This window comes from Microcoleus sp. A006_D1 (genome assembly GCF_036702805.1).
Taxonomy (GTDB): Bacteria; Cyanobacteriota; Cyanobacteriia; order Cyanobacteriales; family Microcoleaceae; genus Microcoleus.
This window is the reverse complement of the sequence record NZ_JAUBVZ010000014.1, coordinates 17,367-33,939: the sequence shown is the minus strand read 5'-3', so window position 1 is coordinate 33,939 and position 16,573 is coordinate 17,367. Positions and strand designations below refer to the sequence as shown.

Sequence of the window (16,573 nt, the reverse complement as noted above, 5' to 3'; positions counted from 1 at the left end):
CAGAGGAGAAAATATGACAGTAGCAGCGCGACAAAGCAAGGCACAAATTTTAGAAGTAAAGTTGCAGAAATATTTGCAAGCAGCCGGATTTAAAAATTTACCGCTTTATATCAGTTGCGATTTTCAAGATGAATCTTTAACGGTGGTGGGAGAACACCCGCGCAGTTTAGTTCTCAAAGCCAAACCGACTTTTACAGTGCTAGAAGCAGCGATTCTGGAAATAGAACCAGAAGCTATTCAACAGATTGGACTTTGCCTAAAAATTACCGGGCAAAAACAGCCTTATGCTTTCCATTCTTTCACCATGCACCACCCGGTTTTGTCAAGACCAAGAACAGTGCAGGTGCTGAAAAAACCGGAGACTATTCCCGCAGCAGAAACGGGGATGGTGCTAGCAGCCAATGCCGCAGAGACGGCGGATGCAGTGGAGGAGATGCCGTTAGAAACGGATGTTGAAAATGCGGGCGGCGATGAATATTTGCCCGATTTTTCTGAGAGTTCCAGCAATTCCGATCCTGTATCTTTTAAGGTAGCTGCAATCCCGGCAGATATCGCAGACAATCCCTTCAGTCCGCTGGATATGGAAGCGGTAACAGTCTCCCAAACACCCAAGAATTCACCGCTTGCGATGCTGGCTGCGGCCGGAATCGTCAGTCTGGCGGCGGTAATTTTGGCAGGCGGTTATTACCTGTTGAGCCGCCCTTGCGTCGTCGGAGAATGCACTGCATTAGCTAATGCTAAACAGTTAAGCGACAATTCGGCGAAGACTCTGAAAACGTCAAAAGTTGCTAACAGCCCGCTCCAAGCGCAGGAACAGCTAAAAGGGGCGATCGCCCTTTTGGAACCGATTCCCGCTTGGTCAATTCATCGCGGTGAGGCTCAAACCGCTATGGAAAAATATCGGGAGCAAAGTCAAAATGTCCAGTCTGCGATCGATGCAGCGCGCCTCGCACAATCAGCCGCCCAAAAAACCCAAAATCCGCCTTATTCTGCCGAGAGCGGTCAGGAAGCACAAGCTCTGTGGCAAAGTGCGATCGCCCAACTCGGAGAAATCCCCAAAGACAGCTTAGTTTATCCGTATGCTCAGAAAAAGACGAAGGAATACCGGAAAAATTTAGCAACTGGAAATCGGCTCCTGGGCACAGAAACAAAAGCCGAAAAAATCTTGCTCGCAGCCAAAAGTACAGCTCAAATAGCAGAAGCTCGCGAAGCAGTAGCTCAGACAGCCGAGACATGGGGACAAGTGCAAGCAGGTTGGGAAAAAGCCCTGGACACGCTAGCAGAAATTCCCAGCAATACGCAATCTTATCAACTAGGTAAACTGTTAGTTCCGAAATACGAAACCAAGCTTTCACAAGCTCGGGAGCGCAAAAATGTTGAAGGGATTTCGGAAAATGCGTACACTCAAGCTGTGACTTTAGCAGCGGAAGCTCGAATTTTTGAGGGCAAAAACGGCTGGTTTAAAGCATCGGAATACTGGCGCAGAGCTTTGAGTTACGCGGAGCAAGTTCCGGCGGCTACTTCATATTCCCAGAAAGCTAAGCCGCTGATTGATTCCTACAAAATATCATTGCAGCAAGCAGAAGTAAAGTTGCGGGAAGAAAGAAACTTGCAAAAAGCGCGCACGGATTTGGATAAAACTTGCAAAGGGAATCCCAAAATTTGCGACTATACTGTTAGCAACGGTTTGATTGCGGTGCAGATGACTCCCGATTACGTGCAGAAGTTGCAACAAACTTTCATTCAAGCAAATAACAACAATGCTGTGAAGAGTCGCCAAGCTGTGGAAAAGCACGTTGAAACTTTGCAAAAGGCCTTGGAGGCGATCGCCGAAAACGCGAAAATTCCGATGCAGGTTTACGATGGCGATGGTAAGCGGATTGCTAGTCACGAACCGAAGTAGAACATCCGCTGAGAAATCTCGCTTTGATGCGAGGCCAGATCCCCCTAAATCCCCCGAAAGCAAGGGGGACTTTGAGCGCTTCCTGTGGCTCCCCTTAAGACGGAGGAATGTCGATCGCTTCCTGTCCCCCCCTTCTTAAGGGGGGCTAGGGGGGATCGGCTTTATCTGAAACGTATTGAGTTATACTTCGTTAACACAAACTACAATATCGGCGATCAAAAAGTATAAAATTAGGTTAGCAATCAAATGCTAGAAAAGGTAAAACTTCATAACTTCAAAAGTCATCAAGATACAGAACTTAATTTTGACAATTCACGCTTACACGCACTCGTAGGACAAAACAGTTCTGGTAAAACATCAGTTTTGCAAGCATTGCATTATCTCAGTCGGCTTGCTAATTCATCATTTGCAAATATTTTTCAGTATGAAAGAGCGCCTCAATTTATTACAACAATTGGGCAAAATAATATGTCTGTTACTGCAAGTGGTTTTTGGAAAAACCCAGATAGAAATGATTGGGAAGCTTCTTATGACTGGAGACAAATAGTTAATGATTATTGGTCTCCTAGACTATTATGGGAGGCAGATAAACAGCCGGAAAGTATGCAAGGAGAGGCAAGTTCCTTCATGTATGCTCCCGAGTCCATTCGTCAATCTTTGAGATACTCAGTTCATCTTAAGCTAGTAGCTACTAATCTTGCTAAAGCAGCTTACAGCGATGCAATTACCCCGCGAGTTGAGTTCGATGGTTCAGGCTTAGCACCTACCTTAGACTATCTTCGTGACGAAGCTCCAGATAAATTTCAATCTTTACAAGAAATGTTGAAACGGATTGTACCAGGTGTACACGAAATAGGCGTGAAACGAGCTAAGGTTATGGTAAATCGCCAACGCTTAATCGAAGTCGATGGCAAATCTATCTCCTACGAAGAAAGTCAGGAAATGACAGGGCAAGAAGTTGTCCTAGACATGAATACTGGTAAGCGCATTCCAGCCCATGCCATTAGCGAAGGAACAATGCTCGCCCTCGGATTATTGACTGTTTTGATAAATCCCAATCAACCTAATTTAGTGTTACTAGATGATGTCGAACAGGGACTCCACCCAAAAGCGCAACGAGAATTAATCGCTGTTTTTAAGGAAAATATTCAACAAAACAACAACCTGGAAATTATTTTTTCTACCCATTCTCCTTACATTGTCGATGAACTTATTCCGTCTCAAGTCCATGTATTAAGTAACAACAACTCCGGTGTGACTCGTTGTAAAAGATTAGATGAACATCCTGATGTCGAATGGGCAAAACAAACTTTGACCACCGGAGAATTCTGGGATGCGGAGGGAGAAGATTGGGTGATTGCAGCAGAAATCAATGATTGAGTTTGTGGTGATTGTCGAAAGTAGCGCCGACGCACGCACCGCTACTAAATTAGCCGATCGCACTTTAGTGCAAAAAATTGACTGGTTAGACGCTGAGATGCTGCAACATCTATATCGATGGAGTGGTTTAGAAGCTGGCACAGAGAATTCTTGCTGGAAAAACATCGATGATATAACTAAACGTCTTGCCGATAAATTCAAGTTTCCCACCATCAGATCCAATGGCCAATTCAAAAGTGATGGTCAATCAGCTAATAAAATCATAAAATTAATCAGCTTTCTACAACATAAACAAAAGAGAGAGATTAAAGCAGTTATTTTTATGCATGATTTAGATAATCAACCTGAGCGAAAAAAATATATCGATCAAGTACGTTCAGAACAGATAAATCAACAAACTCAATTAGCCATTATTATTGGTACAGCCGACAGAATGCGGGAATCCTGGGTTTTGAATGGGTTTGTTCCATCTAATCAAGAGGAAGCACAAATCCTTAAAGAGATAACCACCGAATTGACGTTTAATTCTTGCGAAGAATCACACAGATTACGCTCTAATTCATTGGAAGAACCCGATCGCATTAGAAATCCTAAAATTGTTGTGGAAAAGCTCACAGGTGGCAAGATGGAACGCGAACAACAGTGCTGGGAAGAAACGGATCTGGAAATTCTGCGAAAAAAAGGTGTTCAGACAGGGTTAACAGCCTATATTGATGAAATCGAGGAACGATTAATTCCCATCATTGAATCTGCTGAGTAAAAGAGTTAATACAGGACACGGCAATGCCGTGTCCCTACCCGATATCGGTATTTCCAGAAATTTCAGCCGTAGTCAATCCAGCCTGAAAAATTTGTTGCGCCGTCAAATTCAACTCTGGGAAAGTTGGCGACTCAATCCTGTCATCTCCCCGAAATTGACTAATTTCATACTCGCCATCAATCAACTGATAAATCGAAATAGTCGGTTGCTTAGGATTACCAATAAATCTGCGGCCGCCCAAACCGAGATAATCCACAATCCAGTATTCAGGAATCCCAATTAGTTCGTATTCACCTACTTTTTTGATGTAGTCATCTTGCCAATTCGTACTGACGACTTCCACAACCAGCGGAATTGATGCTCCTTGAGTCACAGTGGAGAATTTTTGCCACAGAGGTTCTGATGCTAAGTTGGGGCGATTTAATATCAAAATATCTGGAGAATAAGCAGAGCCACTTTCGATATTTTTAACTAATGCTTGTTTGGGGAAAATATACGGAAGTTTTAGCCTTCTGGACTCAGCATTTAACTCTGAGCCTAAAAAACTGATAACTTCTTCATGGTCTCCTATTGGCTGTGACATTTCAAAAATCTCTCCATTGTGCAGTTCATAACGTCCGTTTTCGGGCTTCCATTCCGCAAATTCTTCAAACGTTAGTGTTTTAGTTGCTATTTGAATCATGGTTATTCTCCTGAATTAGGGCAGGGCGGGCTAGAAGCACACCCCACAAGATAAGCTCACTCTTTGTGGAACAGGCATCTTGCCTGTTCAAAAAAATCATGCCAAATGCAAGTTCCTACCTACATCATATTACCAATTCCCCATGCCCAATTACCAATTCCCAATGCCCAATGCCCAATGCCCAATGCCCAATTCCCAATGCCCCATGCCCAATTACCATTTTATCAACTGTGCATCTTGATTGAAAAACCTGCGACACAATCCCTCAGTCAACAACAGAGTGGCGATTAATGTTGCCAGCGCTAACACAAACATAATCAAAATCTGGTAAGATGCTGCATCGAGAGGACTGACACCACTCAGCATTTGACCTGTCATCATTCCCGGTAATGTGACGATTCCTACGACTGTCATTGTGTTTAATGTCGGGATTAATCCAGCTTTGATCGCATCTTTGCGGTACTGTTTTACTGCTTGCTGCGGGGTTGAACCTAGACTTAAATGGGTTTCTATTTCTAACTGGCTGCTGTTAACTGTACTCACAAGTCTTTCGCCCGCGATCGCCCCAGAGTTCATCGCATTACCCAAAATCATCCCCGCTAAGGGAATCAGATACTGCGGTTCGTACCAGGGGTCAGGTTGCAAAATTAGCAAGTTTGTATAGCCCAAAGTCAAGGCCGTACTGATAAAAATTGAGCCAGAAACTAACGGCAGTAGGTGCTTGATTTTTTTGCTGATGCGGTTAGTGGCAACCATGCTAGCCGTTGTCAGCATGATTGCTAAAACTGCTACCACCAGCCAAGGATTTTTTCCCTCCGGGGCAAACACGACAGCGAGCACGTAGCCGACTCCGATGAGCTGGATCAGGGTGCGCCCCGCCGCGATCGCCAGCGCCCCTTCCAAGCCCAATCCCTGCCACGCCGAAAGCCCGATCGCGATCGCCACCATCCCCAAAGCCCAACCCAAATCCATAAAATCTAGCTGAATTAACACACGCGCACCCTTTCGATAAAGTGATTGTTTGCCCGTCCAACTATAAGATATTTGAATAATGGTTTCTGAAAAACATTTTTACTGTAAAAATTTGCTTTGATGATGGTTGCAATTTGTGGTGTCAAGAGTGAATAATGTTCCCCCCCTCGACTTAACCCAGCAGTACGCCCAGATTGGCGACGAAATCGGCGCTGCGGTACAAAAAGTGCTCGCCTCTGGCGGCTACGTAGGCGGCCCCGCCGTCAAGAGTTTTGAGCGAGAGTTTGCCGACTACATCGGCGTTTCCGACTGCGTTGGCTGCAACTCGGGCACCGATGCGCTGATTTTGGCCTTGCGAGCCCTCAAAATTGGCCCCGGCGATGAAGTGATTACCACTCCTTTTACCTTTTTCGCTTCGGCTGAGACAATTAGCGCTGTGGGTGCAACTCCCGTGTTTGTCGATATTGACAGCGCGACTTTGAATCTGGATGTCGAACTCATCGAAGCGGCAATTACCCAAAAAACTAAGGCAATTATGCCGGTTCACATCTTCGGACAACCCACAGATATGACTCGGTTGATGGACATTGCCACCAAGCATAATTTAGCCGTAATCGAAGATTGCGCCCAGTCTGTCGGCGCTGAATGGGAGTCTCGAAAAGTCGGCAGCATCGGCCATGTCGGCTGTTTCAGCTTTTATCCGACTAAAAACTTAGGCGCTTGCGGTGACGGCGGCGCGGTGACGACAAATGACCCAGCCCTCGCAGCTTCCATGCGAATGCTCAAAGAACACGGCCAATCTTCTCGGTATTTTTATGAAGAAATCGGCTGCAACAGCCGTTTAGACGCCCTGCAAGCGGTGATTCTCAGCATTAAATTGCGGTATCTCGACAGTTGGAATTCCCAGCGGCGCGATATCGCAGCCGTTTATGGCGAATTTCTCTCCCGCGTGCCCGGAGTTGCTGTCCCCAAAGAGTTGCCGCCAGCCAAAGGTGTTTGGAATCAATACACAATCCGGCTGACAAGCGCAGTAGACGGGCCAAATCCCTCTGGCAATTTCCGAGACTCGGTGCGGACTAAGTTGCAGGAATGCGGCATCGGTTCGATGGTTTACTATCCGCTACCTTTGCACCTGCAACCTGTTTATAAATCTTTGGGCTATCAAGCTGGTCAGTTGCCTGTGGCTGAGCAAGTTTGTCGCGAGGTCTTGTCTTTGCCGATGTTCCCGGAACTGACCAGGGATCAACAAGAGCGGGCGATTTATGGGCTGAAAGATTGTTTGGCACAGGGCGGATAGGATTTAGTAGCTTCGTGCGAGGGCAACAGCTACGGCAAACGCAGGAGGATAAAAGAATTGCAGGGTTGCAGGGTTGTGAGAATGTGCAGCGGTCAGGGAGAGAGGTTAAGTATTTTGACTGATCACTTGTACTTTTATGTACTATATTTAATGAAAAGAAACAAATTTAGGCTAGCAATCCGCCTCGAACGGGTGCATTTTCCGCTCGCCTAAAACTTGCAATGCGATCGGTCAATGATGAAGAAGGAAGTTCGGCAACGGATTCTGTAACGGATGTAACGGATGTAACGGATGTAACGGATTTCAGGAAGAAGGAAGAAGGAAGAATAAAGAAGGAAGAAGGAAGAAGGAAGAATAAAGAATGTTGGAACTTTCGACTTCTAATCCCCGATGCCCGATGCCCGATGCCCGATGCCCGATGCCCGATGCCCGATGCCCGATGCCCGATGCCCGATGCCCGATGCCCAATTCTCACTTTAACCTGTAATTTTCATAAAATCAGAGGAAAATAAACGAGTGCCTCAGTATCAATTCACTCAGGCTAGACGCTACGATCCACAAGCGATCGCCCAATATTACCGCAACCGTCCTTGGAAAGCAATTTGGCGAGCAATTACCGTTATTTGGTCATTTGCGGGCTTCGTCATCGGGATGCTGTGGGACAGTTGGCAGCACCAAGTCGCAGCACACCAGCCGGAACGCGCCGTCCACCTGCGACAAATACTCACTCGCTTGGGCCCCACTTTCATTAAAGTCGGCCAAGCACTCTCTACTAGACCAGACTTAATCCGCAAAGACTTTCTCAAAGAACTGATCAGACTTCAGGATCAGTTGCCGCCCTTTGACTCCGTGCGAGCTTTCGAGATTATTGAAGCAGAACTCGATCGCAAAATTAGCGAAACCTACAGCGAAATATCTCCCGAACCCGTCGCCGCCGCCAGTCTCGGTCAAGTATATCAAGCCCGTTTAATCACCGGAGAAGAAGTCGCAGTTAAGGTTCAGCGACCGAATTTGCTGCCAGTCTTGAGCCTTGACCTTTACTTAATGCGCTGGGCTGCTGGATGGATTGGCCCCTTGCTGCCACTGAATCTCGGTCACGACCTCTGTTTAATAGTCGATGAATTTGGTATTAAACTATTTGAGGAAATTGATTATATCAATGAAGGGCGAAATGCGGAGAAATTTGCGACAAATTTTGCCGATGACCCAACCGTAAAAGTTCCGAGTATTTACTGGCGCTATACTTCAAAATGCGTTCTGACTCTCGAATGGATTGACGGCATCAAGCTGACAGATATGGAACGTGTAAAAGCCGCAGGTTTGGACACCAATACTTTAATTGAAGTCGGAGTCCGCAGCGGTTTGCGGCAGTTGCTGGAACACGGATTTTTTCACGCTGACCCCCATCCGGGAAATCTGTTTGCCTTAGCTGACGGCCGCATGGCTTACATTGATTTTGGGATGATGGATCAGATGGAGGAAACAATTAAAGAAAATTTAGTTGATTCTGTCGTTCATTTGATTAACAAAGATTATTTACAGTTAGCCCGGGATTTTATCAAACTTGGCTTTTTGACACCAGATACAGATATTATGCCGATCGTCCCGGCATTGGAATCTGTCCTCGGTGATATTGTCGGCGAAAATGTCGGAGATTTTAACTTCAAGACGATTACAGACCAGTTTTCGGAGTTGATGTACGATTATCCTTTCCGAGTGCCAGCAAAATTTGCCTTAATTATTCGGTCTCTGGTAACAGAAGAAGGTTTAGCCCTGACGTTGAATCCCGATTTCAAGATAGTCGAGGTGGCGTATCCTTACGTCGCGCGCCGTTTGTTGAACGGGGAATCTCCAGCATTGCGCCGTCGCCTGATTGAGGTATTATTCAAGGATGGCAAATTTCAGTGGAATAGGTTAGAGGACATGATCGCGATCGCCCGATCCGATCGCAGTTTCGACCTGCTACCCACCGCCCAACTAGGCTTGCAATTTTTGCTGTCAGAGGAAGGGTCGTTTTTGAGACGCCAATTGATATTGGCATTGATTGAGGACGATCGGCTCCACACCGAAGAAGTTCGTCGCCTGTGGAACTTAATCAAGGAAGACTTGCAACCAAGCCGCCTGTTCAACGTTGCTCTCAGCGCTTTGACAGAGTTTTCCACAGCAGGAACAGCCGCGCTGACTCGGCTTTAATTTTTGGTCATCAGTCATTGGTCATCAGTCATTGGTCATCAGTCATTAGTCATTAGTCATTGGTCATTAGTCATTGGTCATTGGTCATTGGTCAAAAGATAATTACTAATTACCAATTACCTTTCTTGACCACAGGGAAGTCCCGGATACGAGGATTTCCAAAGGCAGAAAGCACAGGCGAAAATTCCTTCTGACTGCTAACTACTAACTAAGGACTAAGGACTAAGGACTAACGACTAATGACTAATGACTAACGACTAACGACTAATGACTAATGACCAATGACTACTGACTACTGACCACTGACTACTGACTTTTCAATTACCCAAAAATTAAGGAATTATTCGTGTATTATTTTCCAGAACCTCCCTATTTTTTAATGACTGCTGGATTATTAGCAGGTATGGCCTCCGGCTTAGCCTTTGAAGCAACGCTAAAACAAGCCGTGCAACTCTGGTCTAAAAATCGTTCTAGTCGTACTTTGTCAAACCTAAAAGGTCTACAATTGCAGTTACCTTTTCTGGGAATGGCCGGGGGAATTTGCATATTTTTAGCTTCAGGGATGGAGATTTTCGGCTTCCCAAAATTACTTTCCTATGCTCTAGCTTTGCCCCTGACGCTACTAACGGCCTGGCTGGTTTGGACTCAGCTAGGCAAGCTTTTGATCGAGCTAGAACGCGGAGGTTCCCAAGCGCTGGATCTGGATTCTTTTGAAGGATGAGAGTTAAGTATCAACCCTCTTTTCTGACAAACAAGGGGGGTTGATATTTCTCATAGACGCTCTTAATTTGAGGTTTTTTGAACCGCAGAGGGCGCAGAGAACACAGAGGAAGAGAAAGAAGAGACTCACAACTTAGGCAATAATTTCTGTAGATAAATTCTAATATCAAATCTTAAATATCAAATCGAATGGGTAATTTTATTGTTACGGGTGCAGCAGGATTTATTGGTTCTAATCTAGTAGAAACTCTGTTAAATCGAGGGGACAAGGTAATAGGCGTTGACGAGTTCAACGATTACTACGATCCGGCTTTGAAGCGAAAGAATATTGCACAATTAGAAAAATATCCCGGTTTTGACTTGATTGAGGGTGATATTTTATCATTGAATTGGCGAGTGCTTTTATCCGATACAGAAGTAATTTTTCACCAGGCGGCGCAAGCGGGAGTCCGCGCCAGTTGGGGAGACGGTTTCCGCAGTTATACGGAACGCAATATTAACGCCACTCAAGTATTGTTAGAAGCGGCAAAAGATGCGCCGAATTTACAAAAGTTTGTCTATGCTTCTTCGTCTTCAATTTACGGTAATGCTGAAGCTTTCCCTACGAGTGAAAATGCTTGTCCGCAGCCTGTTTCTCCCTACGGAATTACGAAGTTAGCGGGCGAACGTTTGTGCGGACTTTATTACAAAAATTTTGGTATTCCGACTACTTCGCTGCGCTATTTTACCGTTTACGGGCCGAGACAGCGCCCCGATATGGCTTTTCACAAGTTTTTTAAGGCGATTTTGTTTGACGAGGCGATTTCAATTTTTGGCGACGGATTGCAAACCCGCGATTTTACGTTTATCAGCGATTGCGTGGCGGCAAATCTAGCGGCGGCTGAGGTTGCTGAAGCGGCGGGGGAAGTTTTTAATATTGGTGGCGGCAGTCGGGTAGTTTTGAAGGAAGTTGTTGATACAATACAGAGGATTGTCGATCGACCAATTCGGATTAATTTTGCAGCAGCCGCCAGGGGAGACGCGCGCCACACTAGCGCTGATGTCTCTAAAGCCAAGCAAATCTTAGGTTATCAGCCGCAAGTTACTTTAGAACAAGGTTTAAGGCGTGAATGGGAGTGGATTCAGTCTTTGTACAGTTAAAAATTATCTATCCCAGAAATTTCGCAACTTCAATCGAACATTATTAAACTTTTGAATTGCCCAACTTTTGAGATATCTCTGCAAGCGAACCAGCAAATTTGGAGACGCGAGTTTTGGCTGTGTTTCCGGCGAATGCAAATAGCGGTAGTGCAGAAATACGTCTCGGTAGGGAATATCAACATCTTCGCCAGCACACAATCGAGTAAACTTTGCCGCCGCAATACTCATGTAGTGCAAATAAGTCAGCCGCCGTCCTTTGTCGTACAGAACATAGTCTATCACATCAAATTGAGAAGACCAATGATTGCCCGTTACTCGTGCAGGTTGATGATAAGCAAAGTTATAAAAAGAGATAGGGCTGCGGGCGACTAAATAGTTAAATAAAGGTTGGTCTGCTCCCCGCCATGACATAATTTCTGCTTCTCCCGAAGTCAATTTGTTTAAGAGTTCGGTTGAGTTATGGCGATTTAAAATATTTTTTTTTGAAGCAAACCAACCCGCACAAAAAATCTGAGAGTCGAGTCGTTCAAGATTGAAAATTTCGGCGAGTTTTTCCGATGATAAATCAAACACATAATTGAAGTCTGATTTGTATTGAAAATCGTTGACTACCCAATCAAATTCATCGAGTTTTTGATAGATGTAATCGAGAGAACCCATTGACAGAGTGTCCGCATCAAAATAGACAAACTTGTCAAAAGAGCCGTCAAAACAGCAAAATTTTCGGTGCATTCCCAAACAGCGAACTGGCGGCCAACCTTTTGCTTGGCAAACTTTTTGAGCTTTTTGGTGAGATGTCCAAGCTTGAGTCGCGAAGTCTTCCCAGAATTGGATTGAATCGGTATTTTCAAACAGGGTGACATTGGTTCGCGAGGCAATTTCTACTCGCACTTTTTGCAAGTTATCATTGTATGGAATGATGCAAACAGGAATATTTTTCGCCCCGTTGACTTCGAGACTGTTCAATAAAGCGACTAAGTGGTCAAAAACCACATCGTTTCCCAGAATATAAATGCCATCAGTCATAGTTTTTTAGTTAATAAGTAACTGTTTAGGTGCGGGCAAGATGCCCACACCACAAGAAAAATTATTAATTGTGGAACAGGCATCTTGCCTGTTCCTAAAAGCTGGTTTGAGCTCAAAACTATCAAAATTATTAATTGTGGAACAGGCATCTTGCCTGTTCCTAAAAGCTGGTTTGAGCTCAAAACCATCAAAATTATTAATTGTGGAACAGGCATCTTGCCTGTTCCTAAAAGCTTGTTGATTATACAACATATCAGTTTATTCTCACCTACTGAAAGCCCGAAAGATTCTTTGCATTAAATTAGGTTTTTCCTCATGCAAATAACGATAATGTTGCCAAAGTTTCCAATAAGGACTACCAGATTTAATTGGTATCCCAGCCCAGTGAATATATTTTAACCTTTTCCCTCCGTCATAAAGCACATAATCTATTTCTTCAAAATGTTGAGAACCCGCCCAGCTTCCAGGTTCTGCTGCTGAACTTTTAACAAGATTGCAGCGCTTGGGAATTAACTTGAGAATCATATAATTGAGTATAGGTTGGTCGGTAACATTTTGAGTAAAGTCAAAATATTCTCGATGTTGGGAACATTCTCGCAAAATTTCATACATTTGCGATTCTGTAATAGTTCCTTTTCTCGAAGCCCAGAAACCGCTGTTGAATACATCTTGAAGTTGTGAGTCTGTAAAGATATTTTGTTCTTTTACCACAGGTGAAAATATATTTCGCAGTTTTTCGCTGAGGTGGTGATAGTCGCAGCAAAAAAAGTCTACTTCTGAGAGTTTGTTTAAGTTGGCTGCGATGTCTTCAAAAACGATGATGTCTGTATCGATGTACAGAAATTCGTCGAGGGGGCCAAACCACGCGCAGAGTTTCCGCATTTTGTTGGGAAGGGCTAAAAAAGTACGATCGAACGTTTGGCCAATTTCTCTGGTAAACTGTTCGACAAACCCCAGATTTGGGAACAATTGCACCCCGTAGATGCTGCTGAGTGCGGCCGCTACTTGCTGATAATTGTCGTCAAACGGGATTAAAAAAATTGGTACTTGACAATTGTACAGACGTATGCTGGATGCAAGGGCGATCGCACTTTCGATCACCTTATCATTAGCAACAATATAAATACCACGATTCATCAACTTATCCTCAACCTTCTCAACACTCTTTGTAGCAAATTAAGCGAAGAAATATCAGCATAAGACATTAGCGGTTCCGTAAAAATCGGCCGCTTGGACGGTTCCCGCAGATAGCGATAGTGCAGGAACAAATCGCGATAGGGAAACTCAATATTTTCACCAGCACAAACCCTCCGAATCAAATCCGGCTGCACCCCAATATAATGAATATAAGTCAGCCGATTTCCCTTATCATACAAAATGTTATCTCGTGCTTGGAAATGTTTGGAAGTGACGCTGCACCCAGTTTTTTCGCCATCCGGGAGACTGTAAGCAAAATTATAGCTATTCATCCCCGTTTTCATCACCATATAATTGAGCAACGGCTGTTCTCCCGCACCTGCATAGAGAATTTCCGCCTCGCCCGATTGCAGTTGAGATAACAGCCATTCTCTAGTATCGCGCTCAAAAAGTCCTTGCTTGCTACCGTAAAAACCCGAACAAAAGATTTCTGAATTTATGCGATTTTGGTCGAATATTTGTAGCAGTTTCGGAGACAAAAAATTGTATACTTTAGTTGGAGCGGTAAATTGGAAATCATAAACCACAAAATCGGATTCATTTAACTTATCAAAAACCGCATCAAGCGAGTTCATAGCTAAAGTATCCGCATCCATATAAATAAACTTTTCAAAAGGCCCATCGAAAGCGCAAAAACGACGGTGTGCGCCATAAAGCCGAAACTTTTGGCGATTCAAGCGTTCAGGCGCGGCTGCCTCCATAAATTTATCCCATCGCTGAATTGACGCGATATCTTCATACATAAAAACATTAGGACGCCGAGCTATTTCAGCTTGAATTTGCTGCACATCCTCATCAAAAGGATAAATACAAACAGGAATATTTGAACCTAAAATTACTTCAATACTGTTAAGTAAAGCAATTAATTGATCGGAAACCGTATCATTGGCTAGCGTGCAAATTCCATTCATATTATCTCCACCAAATGACCCTAATAAAAGGTTCGTAGTGAGGACTTTAGTCCGCCTCAATCAAAGAAGGACTAAAGTCCTCACTACGAACCAAAATTTTAACTTTTTCCTAAGATACAAAATTGGACAGCCAATTCAGCAGGTTTAATTCGTGGAGAATGATTTGCCTAGCTTCGGCAATTTTCTGCCTCGCTTCCAGCCAATAATCCGGCGTAGCAATTACTTCTTTAATAAATTCTACTCCCTTCTCATCCAAACTAGGCAAGCGCAAAAAACTTCCCGCCGGCAACAACTTATCCGCCGCCGCACCGCCGTAATAAATCGGCAAACACCAAGCTAACAAAGCATCCCAAAGTTTTTCGCTGACATACCAATCATTTTCTGCATAATTCTCAATAGCCAAATTGTAATAGTAAGGCGCGAGGGCGTGCCATTTATTGTTAACCGTGCCGTTTCCCTGCGCCCAAGTTGGCAAGTTTCGCCCGTAAAGGTCAAAATCTAATTCTTGTTGTTGCAGCAATTTGATAAAATTTAATCTGCGCCGATGATTGGTTGTGCGGCTAACGCCTGAAGTTATCCAAGAACAGAATTTAGTTTTATTTGGTGGTGGCATTTCGTTGAGTTCTCGAAATGAGTTAGAGTGATACCAAATCGCGGGCATATAATCGGGGTTGGGTGCAAAATCGTCAGGGCCGGAAACGTAACCGCAATCAAGTTTTGCTTGTTCGTAGTTGGCTTTCGTAATCTCAATTACTTCTGCTAAAGGCGGTTCTCTTATTAGGTAAATAATCCGTTCTTTGGGGACGTTACGGAATTTTGTTTGAATATCATTTTCTGGGTTGTGATGCCTATATTGGCGTATTTTGTCGAGCCATGACTGCTGTTTGGGCTGTCGGGGAAAGTCGAATTGATACATGAGTAAAAAGTCGGGTTCTGGGTGGTTGGCGAGCATTTGAATGTTGCCCCATTTCCCAAAGTTGTGAGGGGTTTGTTGCCACAGCCAATCGCTTTGATTCATGCCGGGGTAGGTGGTGATTGTGCCGATGATTTTTGGGTTCATATCTAATAATAAATCTGGTTTTCGCGTGTGGGCTGGGCGGGTTTATGAGATGATTTATTTGAGGCGATGATTGTTGGTAAAACCCGCCCCTACGGGATTTTAAAATTATTGGAATAGGACTAATTCATCATTTGCGATCGCACATCCGCATCCACATAACCCAAAATTTTCTCAATTCTATTTTCCCACGAAAACTGCTTGACAAAATCTAATGTTTGTGCATAACCTTCGATTTTCCTGGGATATTTGGTTAAACTATCTCGAATGCTTTGCGCGAACTTATATGGGTTATCCGGTTCGCACCAAATTGCTGCGATATTTCCCGATTTGAATTCCATTAAAGATGGAATCTCCGTCACTACAATTGCAGTTCCCGATGCCATATAATCAAAGAACTTCAAAGGAGATGTGAACGTCGCGGCCTCTGTCAAACAGTGAGGGTGAGTCAAAACATCCGCTGCTTGCAACAAGCTGGCTAGTTGATTTTGAGGCAGGTAGCCGAGAAAATTAATGTTGTTAACTTGCTTGTCTTTGGCTAACTGCTGGTAGGCTGTTACTTGCGATTTGTTGCCACCCGCGATCGCAAATTGAACTTCCGGCAACTCCTGCGCCACATCCACCAGCATATCCACGCCTTTAAACGGGTAAAGTCCGCCCGCATACACGGCTAAATGCTGTCTGTCACCTGCTAATAATTGCTGCCGCCAATTCTGGGCTGCTGCTGTTTGTCTCGCCAGAAACAACTGGTTAAAACCATTGTGCAGCATAATTACTTTTTCCGGCGGCATCCCATGTTGAATCATGCTGTGTCGCACAGTATCTGCAACAGTTACTGCAATTTGAAATAGAGGATTGCGAACGATTTCTGGCTCAAATTTCTTATCTTCGTGGTGGTGTTGTTCGTAGATAGCGGGAATTCCATTTTTAATGGCAGCTTTGACAAAATTCCAGTCGCGGGTGTGCACGATTTTAGTGGATTTAAGCAGGTGAATCGGTAAATAGTATTTGCAAACTATTGTACTCGCACTCGTCCATTTGCTGTCCCAAAAATCTATCGGCCACGGTACGGGCAAATCTGCTACTCTTAACTTGTCCTGAAGATTGTAGATTTTGGCAAGTTGATCGTCCGGTTTTCTTGGTCGAAAAGGAAAAAGCCAATCAACCGGATTCAAAGCACTCCAGCCTTTGCGGAGGTATACCAAAACTGCTGGATAACCGAGATTGGCGGCAGCATTGGCAGAGTGCGTAACTTGAACTAAGCTGGCTACATTGGGTTGCGGTAAAACGTTTCTGGTAAAAAATACATAATATTTAGACATGAATTTTTAACTG

16 protein-coding genes are annotated in these 16,573 nt (G+C 44.3%); 8 read left to right on the top strand and 8 right to left on the bottom strand.

From position 1 onward, the window contains the following. Nucleotides 1–13 precede the first annotated feature (13 nt). The 3 genes from QUB68_RS22170 (at nt 14) to QUB68_RS22160 (ending at nt 4,043) form a co-directional block, all read left to right on the top strand. Nucleotides 14–1,903 (top strand): hypothetical protein, encoded by a 1,890-nt coding sequence (locus tag QUB68_RS22170; RefSeq protein ID WP_332996492.1) that lies wholly within the window; start codon nt 14–16, stop codon nt 1,901–1,903. A 246-nt stretch (nt 1,904–2,149) separates the two neighbouring features. Further along, nucleotides 2,150–3,283: an AAA family ATPase gene (locus QUB68_RS22165; RefSeq protein WP_332996490.1), complete on the top strand. Its 1,134-nt coding sequence runs from the start codon at nt 2,150–2,152 to the stop codon at nt 3,281–3,283. After that, nucleotides 3,276–4,043 carry a hypothetical protein gene (locus QUB68_RS22160; protein ID WP_332996488.1) on the top strand — a complete coding sequence of 256 codons (768 nt, stop codon included), beginning with the start codon at nt 3,276–3,278 and terminating at the stop codon, nt 4,041–4,043. The genes QUB68_RS22165 and QUB68_RS22160 overlap by 8 nt, the downstream gene beginning before the upstream one ends. Before the next feature lie 34 nt (nt 4,044–4,077). Here the strand turns inward: QUB68_RS22160 and QUB68_RS22155 are convergent, their stop codons facing one another. After that, nucleotides 4,078–4,725: a Uma2 family endonuclease gene (locus QUB68_RS22155; RefSeq protein ID WP_332996486.1), complete on the bottom strand. Its 648-nt coding sequence runs from the start codon at nt 4,723–4,725 to the stop codon at nt 4,078–4,080. 213 nt (nt 4,726–4,938) lie between these two features. Beyond that, on the bottom strand, nt 4,939–5,718 hold the full coding sequence (locus tag QUB68_RS22150; RefSeq protein WP_332996484.1) for an ABC transporter permease: 780 nt from the start codon (nt 5,716–5,718) through the stop codon (nt 4,939–4,941). A gap of 127 nt (nt 5,719–5,845) precedes the next feature. Between QUB68_RS22150 and QUB68_RS22145 the strand changes: the two genes are divergently transcribed. From QUB68_RS22145 to QUB68_RS22125, 5 genes are all read left to right on the top strand, one after another. Further along, nucleotides 5,846–6,994 (top strand): DegT/DnrJ/EryC1/StrS family aminotransferase, encoded by a 1,149-nt coding sequence (locus tag QUB68_RS22145; RefSeq protein ID WP_332996482.1) that lies wholly within the window; start codon nt 5,846–5,848, stop codon nt 6,992–6,994. Nucleotides 6,995–7,215: 221 nt separating this feature from the next. Then, nucleotides 7,216–7,506 carry a hypothetical protein gene (locus tag QUB68_RS22140; protein WP_332996480.1) on the top strand — a complete coding sequence of 97 codons (291 nt, stop codon included), beginning with the start codon at nt 7,216–7,218 and terminating at the stop codon, nt 7,504–7,506. Between the two features lie 4 nt (nt 7,507–7,510). Next, nucleotides 7,511–9,187, top strand: a complete 1,677-nt coding sequence (locus QUB68_RS22135) for an ABC1 kinase family protein (protein WP_332996478.1) — start codon at nt 7,511–7,513, stop codon at nt 9,185–9,187. Between the two features lie 346 nt (nt 9,188–9,533). Further along, nucleotides 9,534–9,908, top strand: a complete 375-nt coding sequence (locus tag QUB68_RS22130) for a hypothetical protein (RefSeq protein WP_332996476.1) — start codon at nt 9,534–9,536, stop codon at nt 9,906–9,908. A 188-nt stretch (nt 9,909–10,096) separates the two neighbouring features. After that, nucleotides 10,097–11,047 carry an NAD-dependent epimerase/dehydratase family protein gene (locus tag QUB68_RS22125; protein WP_332996474.1) on the top strand — a complete coding sequence of 317 codons (951 nt, stop codon included), beginning with the start codon at nt 10,097–10,099 and terminating at the stop codon, nt 11,045–11,047. 3 nt (nt 11,048–11,050) lie between these two features. Here QUB68_RS22125 and QUB68_RS22120 read toward each other — a convergent pair whose 3' ends face one another. From QUB68_RS22120 to QUB68_RS22095, 6 genes are all read right to left on the bottom strand, one after another. After that, the gene (locus tag QUB68_RS22120) at nt 11,051–12,073 is read right to left on the bottom strand and encodes an Npun_R2821/Npun_R2822 family protein (RefSeq protein WP_332996470.1); all 1,023 of its coding nucleotides are present in this window, start codon (nt 12,071–12,073) and stop codon (nt 11,051–11,053) included. Between the two features lie 6 nt (nt 12,074–12,079). Further along, a complete protein-coding gene (locus QUB68_RS22115) occupies nt 12,080–12,325 on the bottom strand; it encodes a hypothetical protein (protein WP_332996468.1) in 246 nt (81 codons plus the stop codon). A 12-nt stretch (nt 12,326–12,337) separates the two neighbouring features. Continuing rightward, the gene (locus QUB68_RS22110; protein ID WP_332996466.1) at nt 12,338–13,210 is read right to left on the bottom strand and encodes an Npun_R2821/Npun_R2822 family protein; all 873 of its coding nucleotides are present in this window, start codon (nt 13,208–13,210) and stop codon (nt 12,338–12,340) included. After that, the gene (locus QUB68_RS22105) at nt 13,210–14,181 is read right to left on the bottom strand and encodes an Npun_R2821/Npun_R2822 family protein (RefSeq protein WP_332996465.1); all 972 of its coding nucleotides are present in this window, start codon (nt 14,179–14,181) and stop codon (nt 13,210–13,212) included. Before QUB68_RS22105 ends, QUB68_RS22110 begins: the two co-directional genes overlap by 1 nt. 109 nt (nt 14,182–14,290) lie before the next feature. Beyond that, nucleotides 14,291–15,241, bottom strand: coding sequence for a glycosyltransferase family 10 domain-containing protein (locus QUB68_RS22100; protein ID WP_332996463.1), 951 nt, complete (start codon nt 15,239–15,241; stop codon nt 14,291–14,293). 119 nt (nt 15,242–15,360) lie between these two features. Next, nucleotides 15,361–16,560: a glycosyltransferase family 4 protein gene (locus QUB68_RS22095; RefSeq protein WP_332996461.1), complete on the bottom strand. Its 1,200-nt coding sequence runs from the start codon at nt 16,558–16,560 to the stop codon at nt 15,361–15,363. Nucleotides 16,561–16,573 lie beyond the last annotated feature (13 nt).